The sequence below is a fragment of the Legionella cardiaca genome (assembly GCF_029026145.1).
In the GTDB taxonomy this organism is placed as follows: Bacteria; Pseudomonadota; Gammaproteobacteria; order Legionellales; family Legionellaceae; genus Tatlockia; species Tatlockia cardiaca.
Genome location: NZ_CP119078.1, coordinates 1,690,427 through 1,714,084 on the forward strand (window position 1 = coordinate 1,690,427; position 23,658 = coordinate 1,714,084).

The following is a 23,658-nucleotide window of genomic DNA, read 5'->3' on the forward strand; positions in this document are numbered from 1 at the left end:
TTCCCGAAAGTATTTTTAATTTATTTTGGATATGGTTTATTAAATATAGACAAGATTAAATCAAAAAATTTTTACAATTTATGAAATAACGTATATTAATCGAGATTTCATACACCTAACGCTTAAATTTTTAGGTAATCACTGAACAGACAAATTTCCGTTTCCTGTGCTAAGTTATGAAATAGGAATAATAAAGGAAAATTCCATTATGAAATTTATTCTAGGCCTATTGTTAGGACTATTTTTACTTCCCATTCATGCGACGGAACCATCCGAAGAGGCAATAAAGTCGCAACAAACTGATCAGGAGCTGTGTGTACAGCAACGGGCAAAACAATGCATCAGCACCTGCGAAAATGCAGATGATACAAACTGTATCCAAATGTGTGACACAACTGCAAAAAATGAATGCCGCTACGCTGGTGAATAATAGTTTTTACACAAGAAGGATTATTGAGCCTTTATTTAAGTAACTAGGTAATTTAATGATAGTTCATTTAATTTGGGTGGGCTAATTGCAGATTCTTCTGCACGAAATAATCTATAAATGTCATGAGTTATCTGATTTTTATTATCTGTCTGTAAATATTTTTGATAAGTTTCGATAAATCGATGCCCTATATAAGCAATAGTTAAAACACAAGCTATAGGCCAGGAAATTGCGGCGGCAGTAATAATAAAAGCGGTAGCTGTAGTATTGTAGATTAGTGTCTTCCAATAATCGCTATGAGCTTGAGCGCACTCCTCCGTCAATTCTTTCAACAGATCGTGGTGATGTTTATCATCCAATATTTTGCCATTTGCAGTTTCACGCTTAACAGCGATACTAGCCTGTTTATATTTTTTATATTCTTCACAACTATTGTATAGAGCGTTACCCAGCATGCTTGCAGAAGCTAGACAAGCCAAAGCAAGAGGACCAGACAGTAGCAATGAAGCTGCATAAGCAAGCACTAACAAATTTGCCGCTACAATATTAATTACATAATAGGCGCATTGTACCTCCCGTTCATCTTGTAAAATATCCAGCTGTCGGTCAATGACTGCCCATTCAAGAGGAGATGCTAAATTATTTTTTTGTAACAATAATTCGTTAATATGTTGTTCATATTGCCTGTTTTCATATAGCCAACGTATGATGAAAAGAGCCACATCAACACCCAAAAAAGTCAAATTTAGTTGGGCGACAGTTAAAGATGTTAAATTAAAAAATTTATTATAGTTACTCAACAAACTTACGGTTCCCCAAATCATGTCATTAGTCATAATGTAAGCGCGTTTCTCAAGTTCCTGTACAAGTACCTTTTTACTGGATAGCTTTTTGTTCATTGCAGCTTGAACGACATGTTTGAGAATTGTAAAAAAATTAATCATAAAACGAACCGCATATAATCCAACTCCTAAGGCACGTAAAATATCTTGCGGCTGTTCCAATACCTTGATCAAATCATCAGGAGTGTAATAAAGACCGATTTTTTCATTATATTCCTTAATAAAATCATAAAAACCATTTTCTCGAAAATAGATAATAAGATAATTTGCAAATGTTCGGCTGTAATTCCAATAAGAACGATTAGTAATTAAAGCTGAAACTTGGCCTCTGATTTTAGATGAACTCTTAATGGAGGGAGGTTTGGGAAGATGATTTTTTATTTCATCCAGTAAGAAAGAAGAGAATTTCCTTGGCGATTCTTCTATTTCTTTTAAGATATTTTTTGTAAAGAAATTTTCGATTTCTTTTTTCTTTTCTAATAGTTTGTTTAATTCTTCAGTAACGTAATCACACTGATAATATTGAATTAACAAATCGCATAACTTATTAATATATAAAGCAATTTCGCTATCTTTTTTCAAGTAATGCCTATTTGAGATAAATAGTTGATACAGCGATAGGAATTCTGAATTAATTAAGCTCAAATTAAAGTCATCTTCCTTAAAAGAAATATTCTCTAACTTGTTGGCTGATTTATTGAAAAAACTGTGTTTTGTGAGGCTAATTTTCGACATATAATTTATTTCACTTAGACGAATAATCGCTCTCTTCTTTCTTTTTATAGCATAAAAGCATTTGCAATAACTACCGGTAGGTTATGAGAGTGAATATTAACCAATTAAATTTGCACAGTAAATTCAAATAACAGCTAAATTGTACGCAATAGATCAATTTTGACTTAATTGTATCTGAAGAGATTTTTTAGCATAAGTAATCTATTCCTGACATAATCTCTTGGAAAAATAACCCTACACACAGTTCTTAATCAATACCTTTTTTTACCTCTTGTTCAAAAAATCGTTGACTCATTTCATTTTGAAAACGAAGATTAACCTTTTTTAGATTTTAATACTTGGGAGTGAACTAATGGCTTCAAAATTAATAGATTTAGCGAAGATTGATTATAGCTTTATTTTAAAATGTATGGAGGCCTTAGCTGCGGCTGCAGTAATAGCCTTAGGAGCTATTGCAACAACAACGACTACTCTAGCTCCTGCCCTAACAACCGGAGCGGTCGTAGCCACTACAGCTGCTCCAGTGTTACCTATCGCTGCACTTTTACTATTTATTGGTGCTATTTGTGTACTACCTTTCTGTTTTGGTAATTCGTGTACAAGATCGTCCTACTATACAAGCAATTATCGCCCCGCTTATCAACCCTATTTTTTTGGTACATCCAATCATATTGATGTTCATACAGGTGGACATCACCATGGTCACGATGGTGGATATACTGGCGGACATCATCATAGTCATGACGGTGGATATACTGGTGGACATCATCATGGTCATGACGGTGGATATACTGGCGGACATCATCATGGTCATGATAGCGGTGGATTTTCTCACGGCCATCATTAATATTAGCTTGTAAATCACAATCACATGTATGTCCCTATTCTATCTAATCTATTCATTATTAGGGACATTTTTTTCTTGTATCATCATTCTGAAATGCAGGTTAAATTTTAAGCAAAATAAAAATTAAACTCTATACTTAGTGTGTGGTAAAAAAATAACTCTATGGAGATTGTCATGAAGACACATTCTATAAGCATTTCAAGATTAATAGCCCCTCTAGTTATTGGTGGACTTTTAACTTTTGGAATATGTTATTCATCCATTACAAATGCCGCTCAGGGCTGCGGATTCGGATATCATATGACTGCTTTTGGTAGATGTGTACCTAACCACCCTGGTCCTAATGCAACCCCTGCACCGGGTCGCCCAGACTGTTGGTATAATGGAGCTGGTCAATTACGTTGCTGGAGATAATTGTTTGCCTAGCGTCATCGATATAAAACCGTTGACGCTAGGCAATATGCTCATGCTAATAGAAATAATCTTATTTTTGCGAAATCATAGCTTGTGTATAGACACCTGGCTTTCTGGATATAATTGCAAGATAAAAAACAAGTAGGCTAAATATCAACAAATACAATAAATCCCAATATTGTGGCAGAAAATGCTTTCCACCATAATTCCCGAGATAAGAAAAAACCCCCAAACCCAAAAGATAAAATAAAAACCAAAATGCATGCTTGGCATCAAGCATTCGATGACTTTTTCTTATCAAACAGTAAAAATAGGAGGATCCCAAACCTAGAAAAATAATAACTAGTAACTTTTTTACGCTCTGTAAACCAGCCCAATAAACCCCCATCGTACATATATAAAATCCTATAAATGCAATCAAACTACTAAAGTGCAATTTAAAAGGTCTTGGAAAATCAGGGATTTGTTTACGTAAAGATATCAGACAAATTGGCCCCATAGCATAGCTGGTCATTAAAATTGCTACTAAAAATGCTGACATTTCTTGCCAACCATGCAGTATTATTAACATCGTAGCAGCCAATAAAAAATTAACACACAAACTAACCCATGGAACCTGATACTTATTTTGCTTTGAGAGCATTTTAGCATGAGTCAGGGAGTCCATACTTGTCAACATATGAGCTGCAGTTGTCGAATAAACCAACCCCGTTGAATAAGGTGATATAAACGCATCGATATATAGTAAAACACTCAACCAGATTAGCCCTGCGAATGTAGCTAGTGCGGCAAACGGTCCTGCATCACCTGTAAACGACAAATTCGTCCATCCGCCCATAAGATTTTGGGACGCCACACTACCGATGAAGCACCATTGCAAGCAAGTATAGAGAACAGTGGTAAGCAACAATGAGCTAATTAAAATTATAGGAACGTACTTTCCTGGCTTTTCAATTTCACTCATCATAATAATGACTTGTCTAAATCCTAATAATGAAAAAAGCACACCGCCACTAGACATTGCGGCCATAACCCCCTGCCAACCGTAGGGCATAAAACCACCAAATTGTGAGAAATTTTTAGCCTGATAACTTGTGAGAAATAAAGCAATAATTGTTAAGCTGGGGATCACTATTTTCCAAATAGTAAACAATGCATTAATACGTGCGAATAAACTAATACCAAAATAGTTAAGAAGAACAAAACTAATTAAGAAGGTTAAGGCTAATAAATAGCCTAACAGTGTATTACCATAATGGACACCATGATGTATTACCAAACCGGGAATATAGTTACTAGCGTATTGAATGACACCTTGTGTTTCAATCACAGGTAAAATAGCCAGAGAAAACCATGCTAAGGTGCTCATAATGATGCTAGCCAAGCGTCCATGCGTGTATAGTGGTAAGCAGGTCAAGCTATCTGACTGCGGAAACATCGTTCCTATTTCCGCATAGGATAAGGCAACAAATAGAAGCAAAAAACCCGCAAGAGGCCAGGATATAATTGCGGCAGGGCCAGCAAAATGCGCTGAATATAAAGAACCAAATAACCAACCAGAACCGACGATGCTAGTAATTGAAATCCATAATAAACTCAAAGCACTTAAATTTTTTTTCATATTTTGCTACAGGTGAATTCGGCAATCTTTAAGCTGCAGTTAACCTAACCGTTGGAATTCAATAGTTATCTCCGCATTTATTCCAGGAGCAACAGTTAAAGTACCTTTTGCACTGCCTGCATTTTGCGAAAAATTTCCCTGTAAATTGCCGTATTCAGTCATAATCGTAGCAACACCATTTGTGCAAATTCCGGTGAGTTGTTTGGTAGAATGCTTAGGACAAAAAAAGCTTCCTGAATCCTTGTCTGCTTTCACTTCCACAGTAAAATGGCCATCATTATCTACTTCACTTATCACCCCCGCGCCATGATATAAACAATCCCCTATAAGCCAACTGGACGCTTTACCTTTTCCGGACCAATGTCCAGCAAGATATTTGCATACATTTGCAACATTAGAATGAAAAGTAAAATCAGCGTGCGACATATTCGCAAAAGACATTGCAGCCATAAATCCTATTAATAAATTCCCTTTCATCATCTTTCTTCCTGAATAGCATAAAACTAAATAGTTTGTAGTTTGGTTAATTCGATAAGATTATTAAATAGTACAGTTTGTATCAATTTTTTGCTCTGCGTGTAATACAGGTTTTTCGCTAAAAAGCCTATCTCGTCCTCCTGTTAATTTTTTAGCCTCTGTTTCTATCTCGCCTTTTAGTAAAGTATCAAGAATGGCTTGATTCTTATCAATTACTTTCTTTGTTTGAGCTATTGCTTCCTGATTATCAGAAGATAATTTTTCCTGCTCACCAACCTCTGCTGTTAATAGTTCTCCCCTTACTTGATCAATAAGTTGTTCCAGTGAGTTCTCACCTTCTTGCAGCAAAGTCTGTATACGTTGGAGTCTGGAGTAAGCCTCATCTTCTACCTCTAAATTAGCAAATTTTCGGTATAAGTGAGAAAGCTGCTCTCTAATCAATTTACCTGAGGTATGGACTTCCTTGGTATCAGCGAGAATAAACTCGTTAATTTCCTGCAACTTTTTCAGCGTCTTATCGAAAAATTCAATTTGCTCTTGGAGATATTGTATTTTTTCTTTAAGGTCTTCGATTGAAGCAGCATATTCCTCACTCTTCTTTGCCAAGAGTTGAAACATATTAAGGAGTCTATCTTCTATTTCATTTAATGATTTTACCGATTGCGCTAAATCCTCTTCCATCTTCAAAACATCATTACAAAATGCTTCTGCTCTTTGCTGCTCCGTATCGTAATGATCTTTTAGTAAGTAGACTGCAACACCCCCCATAAGCAAAAGGGTATAAGTAACCAACATGCTTACTAAAACACCGACTAAAGTTGCCGCTGCAAGGGCCAATACACCTAATATAGCTTGACGCCAGAGGGATTGCTCCTGATACCAGTCAGCAATTTTTCCAATTAAACTTTTATAGGATTTATAGCGTTGGAGAAGGAGGTCCAAGTCTGCTTTAAATAATGAAATTCTTTGTTGTTGCTTTTGTAAATGAGCAATTGAATCGAAAGCATTTTTTTTAACTTCCTCAATATCAAGTATTATTTCAGCTGCTTTTAGAGTACTGGTTGGCATCGCACTTCCTTTTACTTAGAAATTATTTGTTCTTATTAAAAAAAACCATTGGAGTAAGATACTTTTGTATCCTCTTGATTGGTTTTTTTATTATTCGGAGTTTCGCTTTGTTGTTTCTTTTGCAACAACCCCACAGCATCATTAAACTGCTTTTCTAACAGTTTATTTGCATCTCTTAATTCTTTACATTCATCAGCTAGTTTTTTCAATTCAACCTTTTTTGCGTCATAAATTAAACGCAGTTCCTCTAATTGCTTTTTAGCCTCAATGAGTTTCAATGCCGAACCTTGTGATTGCTCACCTACTTCAAGTAATTTACCAGTAAGTATTTCACGATTTTTTTCTGCTTCACTAAGTTTGTTATTTAGAGTGCTTATTTCCAATAATAATTGTGCGTGTGTTTGCTCCAGTTCTTCAAGTCTTTTTTTCTCACTCTCTTTAATTGTGTGAGTAATTTGACTTAGTTCTTCTGTTTTTTGAAAAACCTGGGTAAATGCTTCTTTTAAGAGGACTACAGTTGAGGACATTTCTTCTGAGTTAGTTTTTAAATCATGAAAGGTAATTTCCAAAAAGTTTTCTGTATCCTTAAGTAATTCATCCAGGGAATCTTCACGCGCCTGTTGTCGTGACAAACGCTCTAGATCAATAACATCTGGTTTTTGGTTTTTGTGTAAAAGATGAACCGTACTAGCACCAATCCCAGCGCCAGCAACACCTCCACCGACAACAAGCGCGATGATGTACTTGGTTGCGATAACCGTTCCTGCTAAAAGTCCTACCAACATAATCTATCTCCTTTATTTTGACAAAAAAATTGCCCCGGTAGCACTAAATTTTGCACGGCTTGATTTAAATTGATACATCCAAATGGTCCTTCTTATCAATTATTATTTAAAACGCCATTTTATAATTCAGGTGGCGAAATGTCTCTACTTATTTGTAAGGCAAATAGGCCATCTGATAATTTCATAAAAGAAAGATAGTAACAGGATTCACTTCGACTATATTTTGCCACCCCTCAAATGTGTATAATAAGACCAATCTGCTCATTTATGGCCGCCGCAATGGTTAATTATTCAATAGTTGCTCAACTAATTCGTGATTATTTGTCAAAAAGAGGCGATGAGAAAGCACTCGAAGAATTAATTCACGCATTTTTTATATCCGACCCGGATCAGAACAATACAATGTTAGTTACTTTATTGAATCAGCTCCCAGGGAAAGAGGAGAGATCAATAGCCAAACAAGTTATTATTGCAACAGTTTGTGATTCCACCCCAATTCATTGTCCTAATTTAAAGCATAATTTTTCACTGGCTAGTCTTATTAATTGGGTAATGAGTCATAAATTTGGTTTTATTTTTTTAGATGCTAATTGTCTTACATTTAATGAGTCACAATGGAAAGTTTTATCTGAGACACTTGCACAATCCAACCTACAAATAGTCGATATTCAAGCTGAGACTTTAAAAAAATTTGGCCATACTCAATGGAAATTTCTTGGCGACACATTAACAAATTCAAACCTAACTACATTATCAATACAAAAAAATTTTGATGAACTTACTCCTGAGAATTTACTGACTTTAGGAGTTTCTCTTAAACACACGACAATTTTCGAACTTATCTTAGCCGGAAGTTTTTTTACCCTGTTTAATAAGGCTCAATGGCAAACTTTTGAAAATTTCTTATTCACCTCAAATATCACCGTACTCCATCTTGACAATATGAACCTGACTGACTCCAATATTGAATCATTGCGGATGTTGAGTGAACTATTAACAAGATCAAGGGTCACAACGCTCCACTTTAGTCAAAATATCAATAAATTTACACCTGCTCAATGGAAAATTTTTACAGATTTACTTGCGCACTCGAATTTAACCACTCTTTCTTTAGCTCATAGTAATTTAAATACTTTTACTCCACTGCAATGGGAGCTTTTGGAGAATGCGTTAATAATATCCAAAATAACTTCACTCGATTTATCAAATAATAATTTACATGCATTCTCCGTTGAAGAATGGAGAAAACTAAATAATATCCTTAAAAAATCAAAAATTACTTCACTAACTCTAGCCAATAACAGCTTATGTCTTATAACAGATGAATGCTTATCAGATTTCGAAAATACGATTATAGAATCCAAGATCACAGCACTAACACTAAGTACAAATTCTTTAGGTATACTTAGTCCATCTCAATGGCAAACCTATGCCCGAATTCTCAGACACTCAAACATTACCAGGATTGATTTTTCAGATAATTCCTTTCATTTTTTTGGTCCTGAACAATGGATAGCTTTTGAAAATATATTTGTAAATTCTAAAGTCACAACACTTGGTTTCAGTAGCAAAGAACTCCATCACCTTACAAAACATCAATGGGAATTATTTAAAAGTCTAATCGTCAAATCCAGGATAACAACACTTAATATATCAATTTCCGGCTTGAATATGTTATCTCCCTGTCAATGGGAAACCTTTTGTGAAACATTAGCCGCATCAGCAATAACCACATTAGATAATGGAGATGTCCGAAGTTTACCTATTGAAAAACAACAGCAAATCAATATCATTTTAATGTGCAATGCTGTAAAAGCGAGATTAGAACAAGATACTTTTGCCTATGTTGCACTGCGAGAACGTATTCATCTACCTACGCCAGTAGACGAAGTTTCTTTAGAGGTCTACATAAAGAATTTGGAAAAGATGAACTCTTCTCATGGCCATCTCATCACGGGACTGTTACTAACTGGATTATTAGTAGATATTAACCTCCCAGAAGATAATATAAAATCTCGAGAAAAGCGTTTACAAGACGGGATAACCTATCTGACAAAAGCAGCTGAAGATCCAAAAATGTTTAGTCAGGTGACTAATATTTTATGGCATATTAGAACTATCCATGGTGAGCATTATCCTTCTGTCAGGAAAAGACTTCTTTCGATTTGGCTAATGCCTTCGTTTGAAACAGCACGTTTATTTTCAAAAACCTCTTTTCCTTCAGCCTTGGCTCCCTTACCTAGATTTTTTAACTTACCTTCAGATAAAAAAAATACAGATAAGCCTGATTGTCCTGATAATTATCTCATTTACTAGACGCATTCTTGTAACATAGTGTTTTTATTCTATAGCCCCAAAATTATTTTATTTGTGATAGAATGCAGCGTTTTTAAACAAATTGGTGAATTAAAATGTTTTATTCAAGAATTTATCTCCCTCGCTTTTCTTCTACGTCCTATGAAGAAAATCTTCAACAAAAACTTTTAAATGAGCAAACATCATCTTGGGACAAGAAAAAATATCAAGCGCTGCTCAATTTAAAAACCCATGCATCCAGAGTCGCCGCCAGTCTTCACCAATTGAAAACAATTACAGGTTCCCAGAATGTTAAGGCATTGGATGAAATCATTACAAGAGCGATAAATAATGCAGTAAATGATGAGCGCTTTAATGCTTCGTTATTTTCTCATTCATTGGGAAGCGCTTTTGCTACATTAGAAAGAGAAATTCAAGAAGATCAGGCCTCTTATAAAGCATTTGCCTATCTTAACTTGGTAACAAATTCAATAATAGCTACTATTAGCGGCGCTGGAATTCTTCTTTTTGGTGCGGCCCTTGCTACCGCCCCCTTTAGTATAATGCTTTTGGGAATAGGGATGACCTTACTTTCTGCCTTGACACTAACGATTACAGCATACAGTGCCTATGTTGATAATCGATTTATAGCAGGCAAACAGCTTCAAGAAATTGATAAATGCATCAAACAACTAAATGCATATCCTAATGAGCCTGAGCTTGCACCTGATGAGGCAAATCACTCCTGTTGCCTTTTTTAAATTCTACAGCAAATCTTCCACTATATTACGATAATAGTGGAAGGTTTACGCGTGGAGCGTCGCCAAGATTATCCTTAACTCCCGTCAGATAATTGATTTTAATTAGGAATGACGGTAAATCCATCCAATCCATCATCATCATCAGAAGTTTCTCCTTTAGAAATAGGCAATACTGAAGATGTAGCCTCTTCTTGAACATTTACTTTTATTTCTTCCTCCGTAAGAGCAGGCTTGTTCCATATGGACGCCCATAGAGACCTGGATAAGTTACCGAACTTATAACCTTCTTGAGTTTCTGGTTGAGGTTTGGTGTGATTTTGACTTTTCACGGATGAAGATGGTACTTCCGGGGTTTTACTTTCTTGATAATAATCACTAAGAAAACCAAGAGCTGCTCGGGTGTAATCACCAAATTGATATTCTTTCACTACCTGCTTTTTGCTCATCGAAGAATTTGCTGCCAGCATGTATTCCTGAATGATTTCTTTTGCCTTGAGAAGATCAGCAATATTCTCATCAGAAAGTTTAGTAAGATCCTCATTTGGCAGTTTATGATTATAATCAATCGCAGCATTAACTAGCATAAAATAACGTGGTCCACGTTGAAAGGGCTGAATCAGATAATCAGAAAGACCAAGTTTACTTGCATGACTGGTAGAGAGATATTTATCTAATTCTGTAAACTGTGAGGGATTGATTGCCAGTTCTTTTGCATAGGCTTCATACCACTTTGCATAATTTTGATAAAGTGTAAAAAATGCCTTTAATAATTGAATGCGCTGCATTTTTAGTTGATTGCTTTCAGTGACGCTATTTCCTTCATGTAAAGACTTAGACACATTTTCCAAAAGCTTTTCGGAAATGGTTTTTAATTGAGGAAGAAAAATTTTTAATTGAGTAAAAAGCTCATGTTCTGGCATCAATTCTTGTGCTGCTAATAAGCGTGCTAATGCCTTATTATAGCTAAACTCCGTATCCAGCATCTCTTGGATAGCCTTATGTTCAGTTAATTTTTCATGCATTTCATTAGAAGGTAACATCCCAAACTCCAGATAAAAAAATATGCAAAATGATTATTGCTAAAAATGAATGGCGATTTTATCACCGACATATTAAGAGATGCTTAAGGAAACTGCGTATATTTAGAACAGTCTTTGCATAAGAGTAACCCATGCTTTTGATTTAAAAAGAGTTATCCACCAATTTGAATTAAGGCGCGTTATTATTTGTTAGATCATGATTAACATAATTAGAAGGACTTTTTAAAGCAATCCATCTAATCTAAGTGAATTTTTAAGAATCAAAACACTTTCTTTGAAATTTATGATATTCTTGTGTGATTTTTTATTTTACACAAAGTATTTAAACTATTCGTTTTTTTTATTATGCTTCTATGAGCTTTTTTCTGGATAGTGATTGAAATAACCGTAAATAACAAGATGCTTTACTCACTTTATTAAACATAAGGAGTACCTCAGTGCCGGCTTACTCAGAGAATGCTTACATTCAAACTCTCCTGGAAAACTTGGTCGCTTCGTATGAAACGGAAATAAACTATAATCCCATTGAAGTGAAGCTCGATCCCCTACAGATTCAAGAAAACGATATAGCTAGCCTATTAGCCTTTGTCCAGGAAAAACGCAAACGTCTTTTTATTTTTAAATTACCAACCTCTGAATTTAACAGTAATATTCTTTCTTTTACCGCACGTCGCTCCGTACTTAATAGCACTGCCGAAACTATATTAAGCACTTCCACTGAGCCTAAAATCAATCCTTTAAAGCAGGCCTTAGGCACATCTACCTCAACGGTACGTGCTAATATCCAAATTCAAAAAAGTTTCTCTCTGCCTAAACAGGTTAATGGTTCCCATCGTCCCCAGAGTGCACACATTGAGGTAGTGGTAACACCAAATCTTGACTTAATTCCAATTGAGCTTCCTGAGCTTCCTGTCCTTGCCAATCAACTTTCCATTTTGGGTATTCAAAAATTACAAGACACTGCAGCACAAAAAATTAAGGAATATCCTGAGTTTTTTATAGATGGTATCGTTCCAGGAAATCTACCCAAAGGCTTTTACATTGACAAAGAAAAGCAAGCATTGTGCTACACAAATACTCCACAAAGACTTCCTTCCGCCTTAGCCCCAGTGCTTGAAAAGGGGATGCCTTTGCCTATGCCCACTGTTGACGAGGCTCAAGTATTATTGCCAACTGTAGAAAAAAATACGCTTATACAGTTGCTGGATACTCAGGATAAGGTTTCACAGAAGACGGCACTAATCACTACCCTGCCAACACAAGCCAAAGAAATTACAAGTCTTCTTAGCTCACTCAAGCCAACAGATTCAGAGTTTATAATACCTCTACTTTCAAAGCTCTTTATTCTTGGTGGCGAAGCACATACCAAATTATTTATAAAACTTCTGAAGAATTGTATAAGCAAAAATTTAAGTATTGAATTTCTTAACGATCCTGAGGCACAAGATGCTTTTTTAAACCCACGAGGGATCAAAAATTTGCAAAAACTTCTGCAATTACCAGCAGAACAGAGAGAGTGGTGGAATAAGCTTGCAATAGCACATCTCCAAAATGAGCAGTCTCGCTTTAATTTCAACGTTTTTTTTGAAGCTTATACTCAGATATTCCTTCCTCGCATAATAGAAAAAAACCTTACTCTCCCAAATTCATGTCCAATTACTCATAAGGGACATATTTTAATTACTTTAAATCGTGTTTTAGATGTTTTAGAGCATGCTCAAAACCCTCAAGAACAATGTTTAGCCTTAGCAGATCCCCTGAATTGGGGAGCAACAGGTGTACATTACGCCATGGTACAAGCGCCTAAACAGGAGCGTTTTAAGCAAGTAGCTGCCTGCATGAAAATCGAAAGCCATGAAGACGCAAAAATCCATCCTGAAATAATAGGCTCTCTTCTCGACAAAGATGTATCGGAACTGAAGCCTTGGTTATTTCGATACATGGGGCAACATTGGAAAACTGAAATCAGGTTAACCGATATCCAGGCCCAATTCGATGAGATCCAAACCCAGTCAACGTGGGGCGCTTTGCAAAAAAATCAATTATTGTTCATTTTAAGCTGCACGTTTGCGGGAGAAGCAACTTTTACCGCTGAAAACTGGCGGAAAACGCTAAAAAGCTGTATCAATTTGCTTCAACCCCTTGATGAAAATGACCGTGCTCACTTATTAAAAGCACTTTCATTCTGCTTTCGGTTTAAACCAGGTCTTTCACTTATTCAAGTACAAGCACTCATCGCACAATGCATTGAACTCAAAGCACATTTCCCAACGAAAGATTTTAAAAATGATATTCTTGCTCCTCTTTTCTCTGCTCTGGAAAATGAGGGACCTGAATTAATTAACACGCTACAAGAACGCATACAAAAAACAAGTACAAACAATGGAAATACTTTAGAAACACTTGTCTCTTTTACTACGCTGCTGCAACATAATCGAACTAATTTAAGCACGGATACAATCCGGTTATTAGCGACACTCGGTGAACCTGAACTTATTCAAACGAATATCGATGATCTAACTGCCGCAATCAAGGATTTGAAAACCAAAAAAGATGAAACGTACGCCAGTACGTTGCTGAGCCTCTTAGGTAAAATCAATGTTTCAAAATCCCAAACATTGCCGACTTTTCAACAAATTCAAGAGCTATTCACCAGACTCGCAGATTCAACCGACACCATACCTCCTGCTTTTACAACACCTGAGGCGCAAGAAAAATGGTTGAAAGAATCCATTATTGAAAAAAATCTGGTCCCTGGCTGTGTTTTTGGTAATGGCGATATATCAAAACTTGATGATCTTATTGTTGAAGCACTTGTTGATGCAGTAAAAAAACGCAGTAGTGTACTGAGGATAGATAAATTAAAAGCTGCTCTGGAAAAAAATCTTCAAAGCAAGCTTGTGCCGCAACAATTAAAAGAGCAACTTAACCGAGAATTATGGCCTCTTTTTGATGCTTTGCATGAGCTAGTTCTTCTTCTGCAAACTCCAAATCCCAAATTTGAAGACATACTCGAAAAGTTCAGATTTTTTGAACAACAACAACCCAAATTACTTGAGGCAAACTACAACGTAGGTTTAATAGGACAAGCCAAAGGAGAGTTTCTCTTAAGCTACATTCTTACCGGAAAAAGAAAAGAAAAGGACACGACGACAGGAACAGTATTTGCCGCCCTTCTATCCAAATTGTATGGCCTCATTAATGAGGAAATACATGCCTATTTTAATGATGAACAAAATAGAAATGCTGTGACAGACCTGGATGCCCAAACTTGTCTCAATTGGCTTGCAGCATTGAATGATACTCACTCGCTTACCTTCCTCTTTAAAGAAGAATTAGTAGAGAAAAAAGTACTGCCCGCTCTTACAAAGACTTTGCATCAACTTAACACACAAGATCCCACGTTCGAAAATACCATTCTTGATGCAGCCAAAAATCTTGATGAAGATCAACCCTCTAATCAAGCCTTACAAAACTATAAAACGACAATAGAAGCGATTGTTAGTTATCTTAATTTTCTCATTGATCTTAAAGGAAAAGCGCCGCAACAATTTTTAACCATCTATAAACAACTGAGCACGGGTACCCTGGCTCGATTAAACTATGCACAAAAACAAACGCTTATAAATAATCTTCTGCGAGCGAACTCCGGATCGCTTGATCTATATTTAAAACTTACTACTCAGGTATTAGAAGATAATCCTACCGCTGATCCTTCAGCCATCGATCGCGCATTAAGCGGTTTGACTCCTCTATTTGCGTTATCAGATCTTGAACCAGAATCTCAAGTCATGTTCTTTAAAATGAGCATGAGTCACAACTTAAGGAGCCAGAATCTTTTCCCCCTGGAGACCTTAAATGAATTAAAGAAATTCAATTTTGATGAACAGACAAAAACATTACTTCTTAAGCAAATTATTCAGATTTTAGGCCGTACAGCAGATACAGATTCCTCAGATCAAATACAAAGTTTGATACAACAAACGCAGTCTTTCTTAACTCAAAATACTGCACAAGCATCGCTTTGTACTGCACTCTTGAAACGTGTTTCTCTTGATAATAACAAACTTGGCAGAGATTTAAATGCCTACACAAGTATTATCAGCCAACTTGCTGGGATAGAACAGAAAAATCGCGAAAAAGTTATTACGATACTAACGGGACTCGCCAATAGTAAAAAAGATGACAGCGTTAATTTACCTGCTTTACTTGATATAACTAAGGGATTAGGACGCCGATCTGGTGATCTGGATCAAGTCGTGGATTTATTTGCCACACCACCCTATCCTATTGCACAGGCTCTAAACTCCGTTTTACAAGCCCATGGTTCGGAAAAACTCCAAGCCTATTGTTCAAGCTTTGATACAAACCCCTTTGCAAAAACAGGGGAAGCACGACCTCTGGCAGAACATTTTGCAACCAATAGAATTGAAAATGCTTTGTTAAGTCTAAAAGATCTAATGCACGGCATTGAACTTCCTTATACCCTTCAATGTCAACTCGCAAGACAACTAACTTACATAGAAACACTAGGCTACACGGATCCTTTGAATCCAAATGATTATTCGGAACTGAAAAAATTAACAGCACGCTCACGTCACGACTTAAAAGAACGTGCCAAGGAGCTACTCTTTCAGTTACGTACTCAAAATGTCCCAGAAGATCAAATTGAAGTAACCCATTTAGAGCTTCTGGCTAACTTAAGAGAAATCTATTTTCGCACCACAGGATTATTTCCCAACAGTACGCAAATGCTTATGCTGCTTCTATCTCTACATGCGCCATCAGCTAATTTACTCATGCGTATCAAAACCGGGGAAGGTAAAAGTTTAATCACCCCCCTACTTGCCGTATTACAGTGGGCATCCGGTGGAACTGTTGATGTATGTACTGCAAATAGAACATTGCTGGGCCGAGATTATGAAAATAGCTGCGAGCCTTTCTTTAAATTCTTAGATATTCCATCGGCGCTGATTCAGGATAACAGTCATCCTAAAGATTACCAACTCAATGGCATTAACTGTTCTACATTAGAAGACATGGCGCTTTTCCGCTTAGCAGCAAAAGAAGCCAAACCGGAAGCATTACCTCAAAATGATGCCCCGATTCATCTTGTCCTGGATGAATGTGATGATGCGTTACTTGATCAAACAACTCTTTATAAATTGGTCGCAGAAAATGCACTTACTGAAGTTGAAGATAACCCTGCGAAATGGATTTATCCAATTGCCTATCAATTTATTAATCTTCCTGCGTTTCGCAATCTCAATGCAACGAAAGGAAAAGTTTGGGATGAGGAAGAAGATTTAGAGCAATTTCGGCTGTATGTTAATAAGGAAATTGCTGAAAAATTTAATGGCGATGCTGCGAAACAAAATTTTATTATGGCAACCAGCAATACTCAATTAAAACAGTGGATTAATGCCAGTTGTAAAGCTGCAAAACTTATTGAGAAGAAACATTTTATTGTTCGTCCCATTAAAGAAAAGGATGAAACAGGTCAAGAAGTAACCAAGAAAATTGTTTGTATTCCGCTAATTCGAAGCACTCCTAAAACCGGATGTATTTTTACCGATGGTGTTCAGCAAGCTCTTCAAGCTCGATTAATTGCTGAAAATAAAGATCAGGCACATTATGTTGTTATTGACGCAGACCCACCCGTTCTCGCAAGCCAATCCGCTCGTGGTATCGTGCAGTTTTATAAAAGTACTGGAGGGCATTTAGTCGGGATTTCTGGAACGCCAGGCGACCGTGTTGAATTGCAATATTTAGCGACGCAACTTGGTACGCAAGCAATTGGTGTGGCTCCTTATGCAGGAGATAATCGCACAAAACATGATCCTGTTTTCACTTATTCTCGCGAGGAAACCATCGCGGCCATACATCGAGCCATTGACGGTGTTAAACGCCCTGTTCAAAAACCTAAGTTAGAGTTTGAGCCTGATATTTCAAAACAAACGGTAGAAGAGAAAGAAGCGTTTATCCTTGAAGCTAAAGATGCAGAGGAAAAATGGAGACAAACACAAACACAACCAATTCTCATCGTTAGTGAGGATTTTGATGATGCTCAGACCATTGGACAAAGTTTTGAGGAGTACAAAAAAGCTGGCTTCAAAATTCAAATTGTTACAGGTAAAGAAAGTTCCGAAGAGCTTGAGCGTATTATTAAACAAGCAGGCCGAGCCAATACAATAACCATTGGCACAGCAATGCTGGCAAGAGGTATTGACATTAATCCTGGTAATCATCCTCAAGGTTTATTCGTAATTCAAACCTATACCGACAGTAAAAGAATGACTACTCAAATTGCCGGGCGTGCAGCACGAAATGGAAAGCCTGGTCAATGGCTGCCAATTTATCAAGTTCCAGCACCTGAGAGTTGGTTTACCAGGTTAATCGACTTTATTTTTCCCAGCTTTCGTCAACGTCGATCTCAACAAACGATTGAAACCTTGCAAACTGAAATCAAATTGCAAGCAACGTTGGATAGACTCTACACGCAAGCGATTGATCAAGCTCAGCAAACGCTAATGCAGCAAATTCGTGCTTGGGAAAACTTATTATTAGAGCTCTACCCAACTGATACCAATTTATCTCATGAGTTGTATCAATGGCGTGAAACACTTCTAAGCGAGCTTACTCATGCCCAGGAAACAAGTATTACCAGAGAGACTCTTGAGTCCAGTATTGCTGAGTTTCAAAAAGCTATCTGCAAAATTTGGGATGCAGCCAAAGAAGAAAAATGGGTGGCTAAGGCACAAAAAGCAGCTACCGTTACTCCTCAACAAAGCCTGAGGATCAGTTATTTAAAACAATTAGATCTCGCTAATGAATTAAATATTCAAAGCGCATTACAAGAAAAATGCTTACCCTTTAAAGAAGCTGCCAAAGCTTTAATACATCAAAATTTAGAAACGATTATTCTAGACAAAGCAGGAGCAGTTCTCGAATATACTACCCCCGATGAAGAAGAAAAAACTAACTTGCAATTGGCTCAAAGCAAACAACTTCTTCCTTATTTAATAGGAGAGCTTTGCGCTCTATATCCGGAAGCTGTTAAAAAGCTTAACTCAGCAGACAAGAATAAAGCCTCGTCTTTTCTACCCAAGATACTCGTCACCCTTGCCGAGAAAGTTATTCAGCAAAAAAATAAAGCATTAAGAATTGCAGATACGCAACAAATAACGCAATCAATCATTCAATTGTACCAAACCAAATTGAATGAGGCTGATGCGGCTACGATTCAAATTGTTCTGGAAAAGATAAAACCGTTGATCTTTGCCTACAGTGAGACTCTGGCTGGTATGTCCTTAGTTGATAAGTTTAAAATACAAGGATTAATTCTTAGTTTTACCAAACTTTATGAACAATCAGGACTTCCTGCCGATGAAGAATTAAGTGAATTACAAACCAGTTATAACGATAACATAATGAAAATGCTGGCGGATCATCTTCTTAACGAATTCGAATGGGTAAAACGATCTCCTCAACCTATACACGCATTTTTAGAACGTACTGTAGCCAAAGAAGCGGCTCTGGCAATTTATTCACTGGCTGAGGAGGTAAGTCGCTCTCCTCAAGATCAGACCAGTATTCAAGCGCTTTATAAAGCACTGCAAGAACATCGCGTGAAATTGCAGGATAAATACCTTTTTTCTATCAGGCATCATTCGCCTCGCGATGTTATTAATACTGCATTAACGGCTATTGAATCCTTAGAAATTAGCCCTCATTGCGAACGTGCATTTCGCGAGAATTGCCATGACACAGTAGTTTCCGCCTATCATCTAAGCCAATTTCGTAATTGCCTGGAAAAGACTTCCAGTTCTTTCAGCAAAGATGATCTCGTCTGGGAACATCTTAAAAATAGCCTCGCAAAAATTAGTGAAGAGGGTAAAAATGAAATTCATCTCATTACAGAATTACTTGAGAAAGTTGAGCGCTACAGCACTTACAGTGCCTACCAACCCTATCGCAGTGCCCTTAAAACGTTAAAGGCACAACTAACTCAATCCGTTGATGCCCTAACCAACTCAGATCAAGGGTTAAAACAAAACCTGGAAGATAGCTTATTCACCCGCAAAGCTTCTCAGCTTGCCACTTTATTGAACGTAGCTCCTGAACAAGTTCGTATCCAAAGTGGATGTGATGGCATTCAAACTTATATTGAGATACAAGTCGAAAATGCCTCTCTACAACAAGGCTTTACAGGTTATCAGTCCTCCTATTTACCAACACTTGAGAAAGAACAATCTGCTGCTTCTCTCCAAAAAGCATTTTTGGAGGGTCATAAAGAAGCTCTTCTTAATCTATCAGACTTAAAAGTAACGGAGTCGCTTTCTGTAGGAAAACGAATGGAGTTTGAGAAACTTTTTCAATTAAAAGCCTTGTTAGATAAGAACTGGAGTGAAGGTTTAGATATCTCGTTTGCCAACCAATTGCCTGAGTCGGTCAAATCTCTTTATATGCGACTTAAACAATTCCAGCAGTTTGATTGGAATTCTCAGGAAGATAAACCATTAGGAAAGGATTTCCAGCCTCTTTTCGATGAATTATTTAAAGAACAAGCTGGTTTAAATGAAAAACTTAGAATAATTCGCGAACGAAAAACTGTTGCTGAAAGAACGCTAGAGGATAGAAAACAGAAAATTATAACTGAAGAAAAAAACCTGCAACATCTTAATGAACAATTAAAATCACCCGAAAGCGGTATATTGGATAAACTTAAGCTAAACGTTCAAGTTCTTAGCACTAAAGCTGAAATTTCTCTTCTTGAAAATAAACTTACGGAGCCAGCAAAAAATTTAGGAGCCATTGCAGATGAAGAAAGAGAGTGTCTGGAGAGCCTAGCTAACCTCATTCCAAAATTTACATCGAAAACAACGGAAGTGATATCCTTGCTGGAAACAAAAGCTAAGCACAAACTCAATCAATACCTTCAAGAAACCAGCAAAACACTTATCGAAGCTTGTGAAGATGAACTCCGCACGTCAGAAGCTACCCTTGAACAATTCAAGCAATCAGAAGCAAAAAAATCCCGCTATCAAACACAGCGGTTTTTCAGTACCAGCGAGCTATTACGATACGAAGCAAGTTTAGTTCAAGAAGAATCATTAATACCGCCAAGACCCGTGTCTGAAAAAGTACAACCTACAGGTTTTATGAGATTTTTTAGACCTAAATGTCTCGATAACCCTACCCCTGTCGCAGAAGAACTTACGCTAAACTAGTATGCATCTGAACAAATTGGGTCCTCGCCCTGGTGAGCACCCAATTTCCCAGGCTTTCAATCTTATGAAATTAATCTCATTTTTTTTAACACAAAGCGTGATAAAACCATGGAAAGCAAGCCAATTATTCCCCCAGCAACCACATGAGAAAATCTCTCAAAAGCTATTGTTCGTGAATGGGTCAACAGCATAACAACCGTCCCAACGAAAAAACATCGAAAGGTATAAGCAACCACATATCGCCGGAAGGCAACAAGTGTTAATAGAAGAAAGAGCGTCACTATTGTTAAATCGAAAGGAGTCGAAGGTATGACATACTCACCAAAGAGGATGCCTAGAGGAACTCCAATTGACACGCCAATCAAGCGTTGGTTGAATTTTTTGGGTGATGTTTCTCTATTCCCGGTTATAACGCTGGCAACTCCCCAAATCATCCACTGTCCATTTTCCATAGGTAAATATTCTACAAGGCAAGCAGAAATGGTAATACCTAATGCCATAGCAAACATAGCCTCTAAATTACTTTTCTTTTCTCCAAAATCCGATAAATAGGATAACTGCAACATATTAAAATGCCCTTCTCTTTGTATGGCTCTAATTTGTTCATATAAACCGAGGCATAGTGTGGGTAATAAAGCCATCACTAAAAAGGGAAAGATGATTTTGCTTTCTTCAAGCAGCCCAAACTTCATTTCGGCGGCTAATTCTATTGAAAGAATAATTGCAGGAATAAATGTCCAATTCCCTAGTGTTCGTAATTGCTCACCTTGAGTGGTGATCCATATAATCGCTGTTGCTGATATTGTACAAATTACGACGAAAAGAAAAGGCTGAAACTGTGTAAGAAATAGCAAATTAAAGAGAACAACAATTCCCAGCCAATGAAGTAAAATCCCTAGAACAGTTAGCTTGAGTTTTTCTTCGACAATTAAAATGGATATACTCAGAACAGATATTTGTAACCAGGAATAGTTTTCTGTAAGCCAGAAAAGATAGGCAAAGGGTAATAGTACTAATATGCCACGAAGCAATAAATTGCCCCTAATTTCATTTTTTATCCATTTAAGATCTTTAGGAAAAACTCGCATTACCAATGTTTTAAATCCTCTACGGTTACTATTTTTGCGATTCTACTCATTAAATCAATTGAGGTTTGATGCTCTTGCTCATCGGCAGCAGCGCATATATCCTCAATAATACACACCTGATAGTCACAATCATGAGCAGCGCGTACCGTACTTTGCACAGCCCAAGCAGTACTCACACCGCCAATTAATAAACGCTCAATTTTATTAGCTCGAAGCACGACGTCAAGATTCGTTCCATGAAATGCACTCACTCTCGGCTTTGTAATAACCAGACAGTCCGCTGTATTTAAATCGGGATGAAAATTTGTTCCTTCTGAACCCAGTTTTAATGCTCCTAATTCATTGGCCTTACCAAACATTGGCGACTCCTTTGGCTGTTCAATATAATTAGCACTAAAACCTACTTTCACAAGAATTTTTAACCAATTTTTTTGGGCGATTATCTCCAATGCGCGATTGGTTTTGGTAATTACATCTCGTTGCGTAGCTTGTGCAGCGCAGCGAGCAATTTTTCCCTGAGGGTGCATAATATCAATAATGTAATCCAAGCCGATGAATGCTGTGCGCATGTGTTCTCCTGTAATTTTGTAATTTTAATGCGACTTATCTTTTTTTATTCCGAATTAGCCTTACAAAATAGAATAAAGGAAGAAGAATTGGAAGTATTAACAAACCAACCGTGACTTTAGCGGGATTCAGTGAATACTTCCACTGATAATAACCAAGTTGCGGAGCTGAACGAGGATTATAGGCTTCATACATTAACATTGACATTAACGAACCAAACTCTGAATGAATGTATCCCCAGTGGATCCACAAAATACCAATGGAAATACAAACCAATCCGATAATCAAAACAAAAATAAAGAGATTAAAGTTAGGTAATATCAAGTGAAAGCCAAAAAGCATAATAATTAAACTTAAGCAAAACAGTAATTGAATAATCGGGTTTTTCAATAGGCCAATATAACCAATCTGATTCGGATCAACTGGTGTTAACCCTGCTTGAGGAGGTACAAAAAAAATAAAGAACAGGCGTAACATCGCTAGAATTATGATAAACAGAATTAGTTTTTGCTTACCCATACACTAATTTCGGCAATAGATGATAGGTATTATTATAGGTAGAAAATCAATTCGTGACAGAATAAATGGATCAAGTTTATGTTTCCTTTTGCCTTCGATAATTTAATCACTAACTGGAAATGCAATAACCAATATCTATAATTATGTTAAAACAAATTTAAGCAGGGAAACATGTCTTTCTACAAAGTGATTTTTGGCTCTATAGTAAGTTTTACCTTCGCTGCTAATGCAATGGCTATAGCAGTTGATCCTAAGATTGTTTTAGATTCAACAATTCAAGTGATGCGATATTGCTATGAAGTACAACATCAGACTGGCTCTCAATTGAGTCACTGTATAGTTGATATGGTTCATGATATTCCTAATCCAGACAATTACAATGTACATATTGAAGGTGATCTGCCAGGTGAGGCCACTTTGATTATATATAACCATACGGGGTATCAGATACGTTGTAATGTCTCTGCCGAGAAAACCATTCACGTGAAGCGATGTACTAACTATCAAGCTTCACCATTGACACATGGTCAAGATATATCCATTACCCCTCCTGATAGATAAATCTAAAATTTTACTTTGCAAATACCGATGAACAATAGTAACCACCCCATGATAAAGGCCAGACCGCCGCAAGGAGTAATCATACCTAAGCCTCTTAAACCAGTAATACTCAAAGCATAGAGACTCCCTGAAAATAGAATACATCCCAGGATAAATCCTATTCCAGCAGCATTTAGCCATTGATTTTTTACATGAAACATTAAAATGGAAAGGGCTAAAAGTGCCAAGCTATGATAAAAATGATACTGAACACCAGTTTGAAAAGTATTTAGAAAGGATACATCTACTTTTCCTTTTAGAGTATGAGTACCAAAGGCTCCTAAAATATTTGCCATCAAAATAAATAAAACAGCGATTAACATAAAACCTTTCTGCATG

General features: G+C 36.8%; 17 protein-coding genes. 7 read left to right on the forward strand and 10 right to left on the reverse strand.

Translation table 11 applies throughout. From position 1 onward, the window contains the following. The first annotated feature begins 208 nt into the window (after nucleotides 1-208). Nucleotides 209-430 (forward strand): hypothetical protein, encoded by a 222-nt coding sequence (locus PXX05_RS07250; RefSeq protein ID WP_275090397.1) that lies wholly within the window; start codon nucleotides 209-211, stop codon nucleotides 428-430. Nucleotides 431-465: 35 nt separating this feature from the next. On the opposite strand, the gene PXX05_RS07255 is transcribed toward PXX05_RS07250, so the two are convergent. Then, nucleotides 466-1,854, reverse strand: a complete 1,389-nt coding sequence (locus PXX05_RS07255) for a hypothetical protein (protein WP_275090398.1) — start codon at nucleotides 1,852-1,854, stop codon at nucleotides 466-468. Between the two features lie 505 nt (nucleotides 1,855-2,359). Here PXX05_RS07255 and PXX05_RS07260 point away from each other — a divergent pair. Together PXX05_RS07260 and PXX05_RS07265 are read left to right on the forward strand one after the other, a co-directional pair. Further along, complete coding sequence (locus PXX05_RS07260) at nucleotides 2,360-2,854, forward strand: hypothetical protein (protein ID WP_275090399.1); 495 nt, start codon at nucleotides 2,360-2,362, stop codon at nucleotides 2,852-2,854. A 174-nt stretch (nucleotides 2,855-3,028) separates the two neighbouring features. Continuing rightward, nucleotides 3,029-3,268, forward strand: coding sequence for a GCG_CRPN prefix-to-repeats domain-containing protein (locus tag PXX05_RS07265; protein ID WP_275090400.1), 240 nt, complete (start codon nucleotides 3,029-3,031; stop codon nucleotides 3,266-3,268). A gap of 70 nt (nucleotides 3,269-3,338) precedes the next feature. On the opposite strand, the gene PXX05_RS07270 is transcribed toward PXX05_RS07265, so the two are convergent. Genes PXX05_RS07270 through PXX05_RS07285 form a run of 4 tightly spaced genes read right to left on the reverse strand, consistent with a single transcriptional unit; the run spans nucleotide 3,339 to nucleotide 7,219 of the window. Further along, a complete protein-coding gene (locus PXX05_RS07270; RefSeq protein WP_275090401.1) occupies nucleotides 3,339-4,889 on the reverse strand; it encodes an APC family permease in 1,551 nt (516 codons plus the stop codon). 39 nt (nucleotides 4,890-4,928) lie between these two features. Beyond that, nucleotides 4,929-5,369 carry a hypothetical protein gene (locus tag PXX05_RS07275; protein ID WP_275090402.1) on the reverse strand — a complete coding sequence of 147 codons (441 nt, stop codon included), beginning with the start codon at nucleotides 5,367-5,369 and terminating at the stop codon, nucleotides 4,929-4,931. A gap of 60 nt (nucleotides 5,370-5,429) precedes the next feature. Then, nucleotides 5,430-6,434 (reverse strand): hypothetical protein, encoded by a 1,005-nt coding sequence (locus PXX05_RS07280; protein WP_275090403.1) that lies wholly within the window; start codon nucleotides 6,432-6,434, stop codon nucleotides 5,430-5,432. Between the two features lie 35 nt (nucleotides 6,435-6,469). Further along, entirely contained in the window at nucleotides 6,470-7,219 is a 750-nt protein-coding gene (locus PXX05_RS07285) for a hypothetical protein (RefSeq protein WP_275090404.1), read from the reverse strand. A 267-nt stretch (nucleotides 7,220-7,486) separates the two neighbouring features. On the opposite strand from PXX05_RS07285, the gene PXX05_RS07290 reads away from it, so the two are divergent. After that, on the forward strand, nucleotides 7,487-9,535 hold the full coding sequence (locus tag PXX05_RS07290; RefSeq protein ID WP_275090405.1) for a leucine-rich repeat domain-containing protein: 2,049 nt from the start codon (nucleotides 7,487-7,489) through the stop codon (nucleotides 9,533-9,535). Nucleotides 9,536-9,630: 95 nt separating this feature from the next. Next, nucleotides 9,631-10,275 carry a hypothetical protein gene (locus tag PXX05_RS07295; protein ID WP_275090406.1) on the forward strand — a complete coding sequence of 215 codons (645 nt, stop codon included), beginning with the start codon at nucleotides 9,631-9,633 and terminating at the stop codon, nucleotides 10,273-10,275. Between the two features lie 98 nt (nucleotides 10,276-10,373). On the opposite strand, the gene PXX05_RS07300 is transcribed toward PXX05_RS07295, so the two are convergent. Beyond that, nucleotides 10,374-11,315, reverse strand: a complete 942-nt coding sequence (locus tag PXX05_RS07300; protein WP_275090407.1) for a RhoGEF domain-containing protein — start codon at nucleotides 11,313-11,315, stop codon at nucleotides 10,374-10,376. A gap of 437 nt (nucleotides 11,316-11,752) precedes the next feature. Here PXX05_RS07300 and PXX05_RS07305 point away from each other — a divergent pair, with 437 nt between their 5' ends. Beyond that, the gene (locus tag PXX05_RS07305; protein ID WP_275090408.1) at nucleotides 11,753-20,545 is read left to right on the forward strand and encodes a preprotein translocase subunit SecA; all 8,793 of its coding nucleotides are present in this window, start codon (nucleotides 11,753-11,755) and stop codon (nucleotides 20,543-20,545) included. A gap of 62 nt (nucleotides 20,546-20,607) precedes the next feature. Here the strand turns inward: PXX05_RS07305 and PXX05_RS07310 are convergent, their stop codons facing one another. Genes PXX05_RS07310 through PXX05_RS07320 form a run of 3 tightly spaced genes read right to left on the reverse strand, consistent with a single transcriptional unit; the run spans nucleotide 20,608 to nucleotide 22,719 of the window. Further along, nucleotides 20,608-21,633, reverse strand: a complete 1,026-nt coding sequence (locus PXX05_RS07310; protein ID WP_275090409.1) for an FUSC family protein — start codon at nucleotides 21,631-21,633, stop codon at nucleotides 20,608-20,610. Then, nucleotides 21,633-22,202: a cysteine hydrolase family protein gene (locus PXX05_RS07315; RefSeq protein ID WP_275090410.1), complete on the reverse strand. Its 570-nt coding sequence runs from the start codon at nucleotides 22,200-22,202 to the stop codon at nucleotides 21,633-21,635. Before PXX05_RS07315 ends, PXX05_RS07310 begins: the two co-directional genes overlap by 1 nt. Before the next feature lie 34 nt (nucleotides 22,203-22,236). Next, entirely contained in the window at nucleotides 22,237-22,719 is a 483-nt protein-coding gene (locus PXX05_RS07320; protein ID WP_275090411.1) for a hypothetical protein, read from the reverse strand. Between the two features lie 171 nt (nucleotides 22,720-22,890). On the opposite strand from PXX05_RS07320, the gene PXX05_RS07325 reads away from it, so the two are divergent. Next, the gene (locus PXX05_RS07325) at nucleotides 22,891-23,280 is read left to right on the forward strand and encodes a hypothetical protein (protein WP_275090412.1); all 390 of its coding nucleotides are present in this window, start codon (nucleotides 22,891-22,893) and stop codon (nucleotides 23,278-23,280) included. Between the two features lie 2 nt (nucleotides 23,281-23,282). On the opposite strand, the gene PXX05_RS07330 is transcribed toward PXX05_RS07325, so the two are convergent. Continuing rightward, nucleotides 23,283-23,657 (reverse strand): DUF423 domain-containing protein, encoded by a 375-nt coding sequence (locus PXX05_RS07330; protein WP_275090413.1) that lies wholly within the window; start codon nucleotides 23,655-23,657, stop codon nucleotides 23,283-23,285. Nucleotide 23,658 lies beyond the last annotated feature (1 nt).

Excerpts from the sequence above, each read along its gene's own strand:
- PXX05_RS07295 (WP_275090406.1), top strand. The coding sequence starts at position 9,631 with ATGTTTTATTCAAGAATTTATCTCCCTCGCTTTTCTTCTACGTCCTAT.
- PXX05_RS07315 (WP_275090410.1), bottom strand. The coding sequence starts at position 22,202 with ATGCGCACAGCATTCATCGGCTTGGATTACATTATTGATATTATGCAC.
- PXX05_RS07270 (WP_275090401.1), bottom strand. The coding sequence starts at position 4,889 with ATGAAAAAAAATTTAAGTGCTTTGAGTTTATTATGGATTTCAATTACT.
- PXX05_RS07290 (WP_275090405.1), top strand. The coding sequence starts at position 7,487 with ATGGCCGCCGCAATGGTTAATTATTCAATAGTTGCTCAACTAATTCGT.
- PXX05_RS07330 (WP_275090413.1), bottom strand. The coding sequence starts at position 23,657 with ATGCAGAAAGGTTTTATGTTAATCGCTGTTTTATTTATTTTGATGGCA.
- PXX05_RS07280 (WP_275090403.1), bottom strand. The coding sequence starts at position 6,434 with ATGCCAACCAGTACTCTAAAAGCAGCTGAAATAATACTTGATATTGAG.
- PXX05_RS07300 (WP_275090407.1), bottom strand. The coding sequence starts at position 11,315 with ATGTTACCTTCTAATGAAATGCATGAAAAATTAACTGAACATAAGGCT.
- PXX05_RS07310 (WP_275090409.1), bottom strand. The coding sequence starts at position 21,633 with ATGCGAGTTTTTCCTAAAGATCTTAAATGGATAAAAAATGAAATTAGG.
- PXX05_RS07285 (WP_275090404.1), bottom strand. The coding sequence starts at position 7,219 with ATGTTGGTAGGACTTTTAGCAGGAACGGTTATCGCAACCAAGTACATC.
- PXX05_RS07320 (WP_275090411.1), bottom strand. The coding sequence starts at position 22,719 with ATGGGTAAGCAAAAACTAATTCTGTTTATCATAATTCTAGCGATGTTA.
- PXX05_RS07275 (WP_275090402.1), bottom strand. The coding sequence starts at position 5,369 with ATGATGAAAGGGAATTTATTAATAGGATTTATGGCTGCAATGTCTTTT.
- PXX05_RS07265 (WP_275090400.1), top strand. The coding sequence starts at position 3,029 with ATGAAGACACATTCTATAAGCATTTCAAGATTAATAGCCCCTCTAGTT.
- PXX05_RS07325 (WP_275090412.1), top strand. The coding sequence starts at position 22,891 with ATGTCTTTCTACAAAGTGATTTTTGGCTCTATAGTAAGTTTTACCTTC.
- PXX05_RS07250 (WP_275090397.1), top strand. The coding sequence starts at position 209 with ATGAAATTTATTCTAGGCCTATTGTTAGGACTATTTTTACTTCCCATT.
- PXX05_RS07260 (WP_275090399.1), top strand. The coding sequence starts at position 2,360 with ATGGCTTCAAAATTAATAGATTTAGCGAAGATTGATTATAGCTTTATT.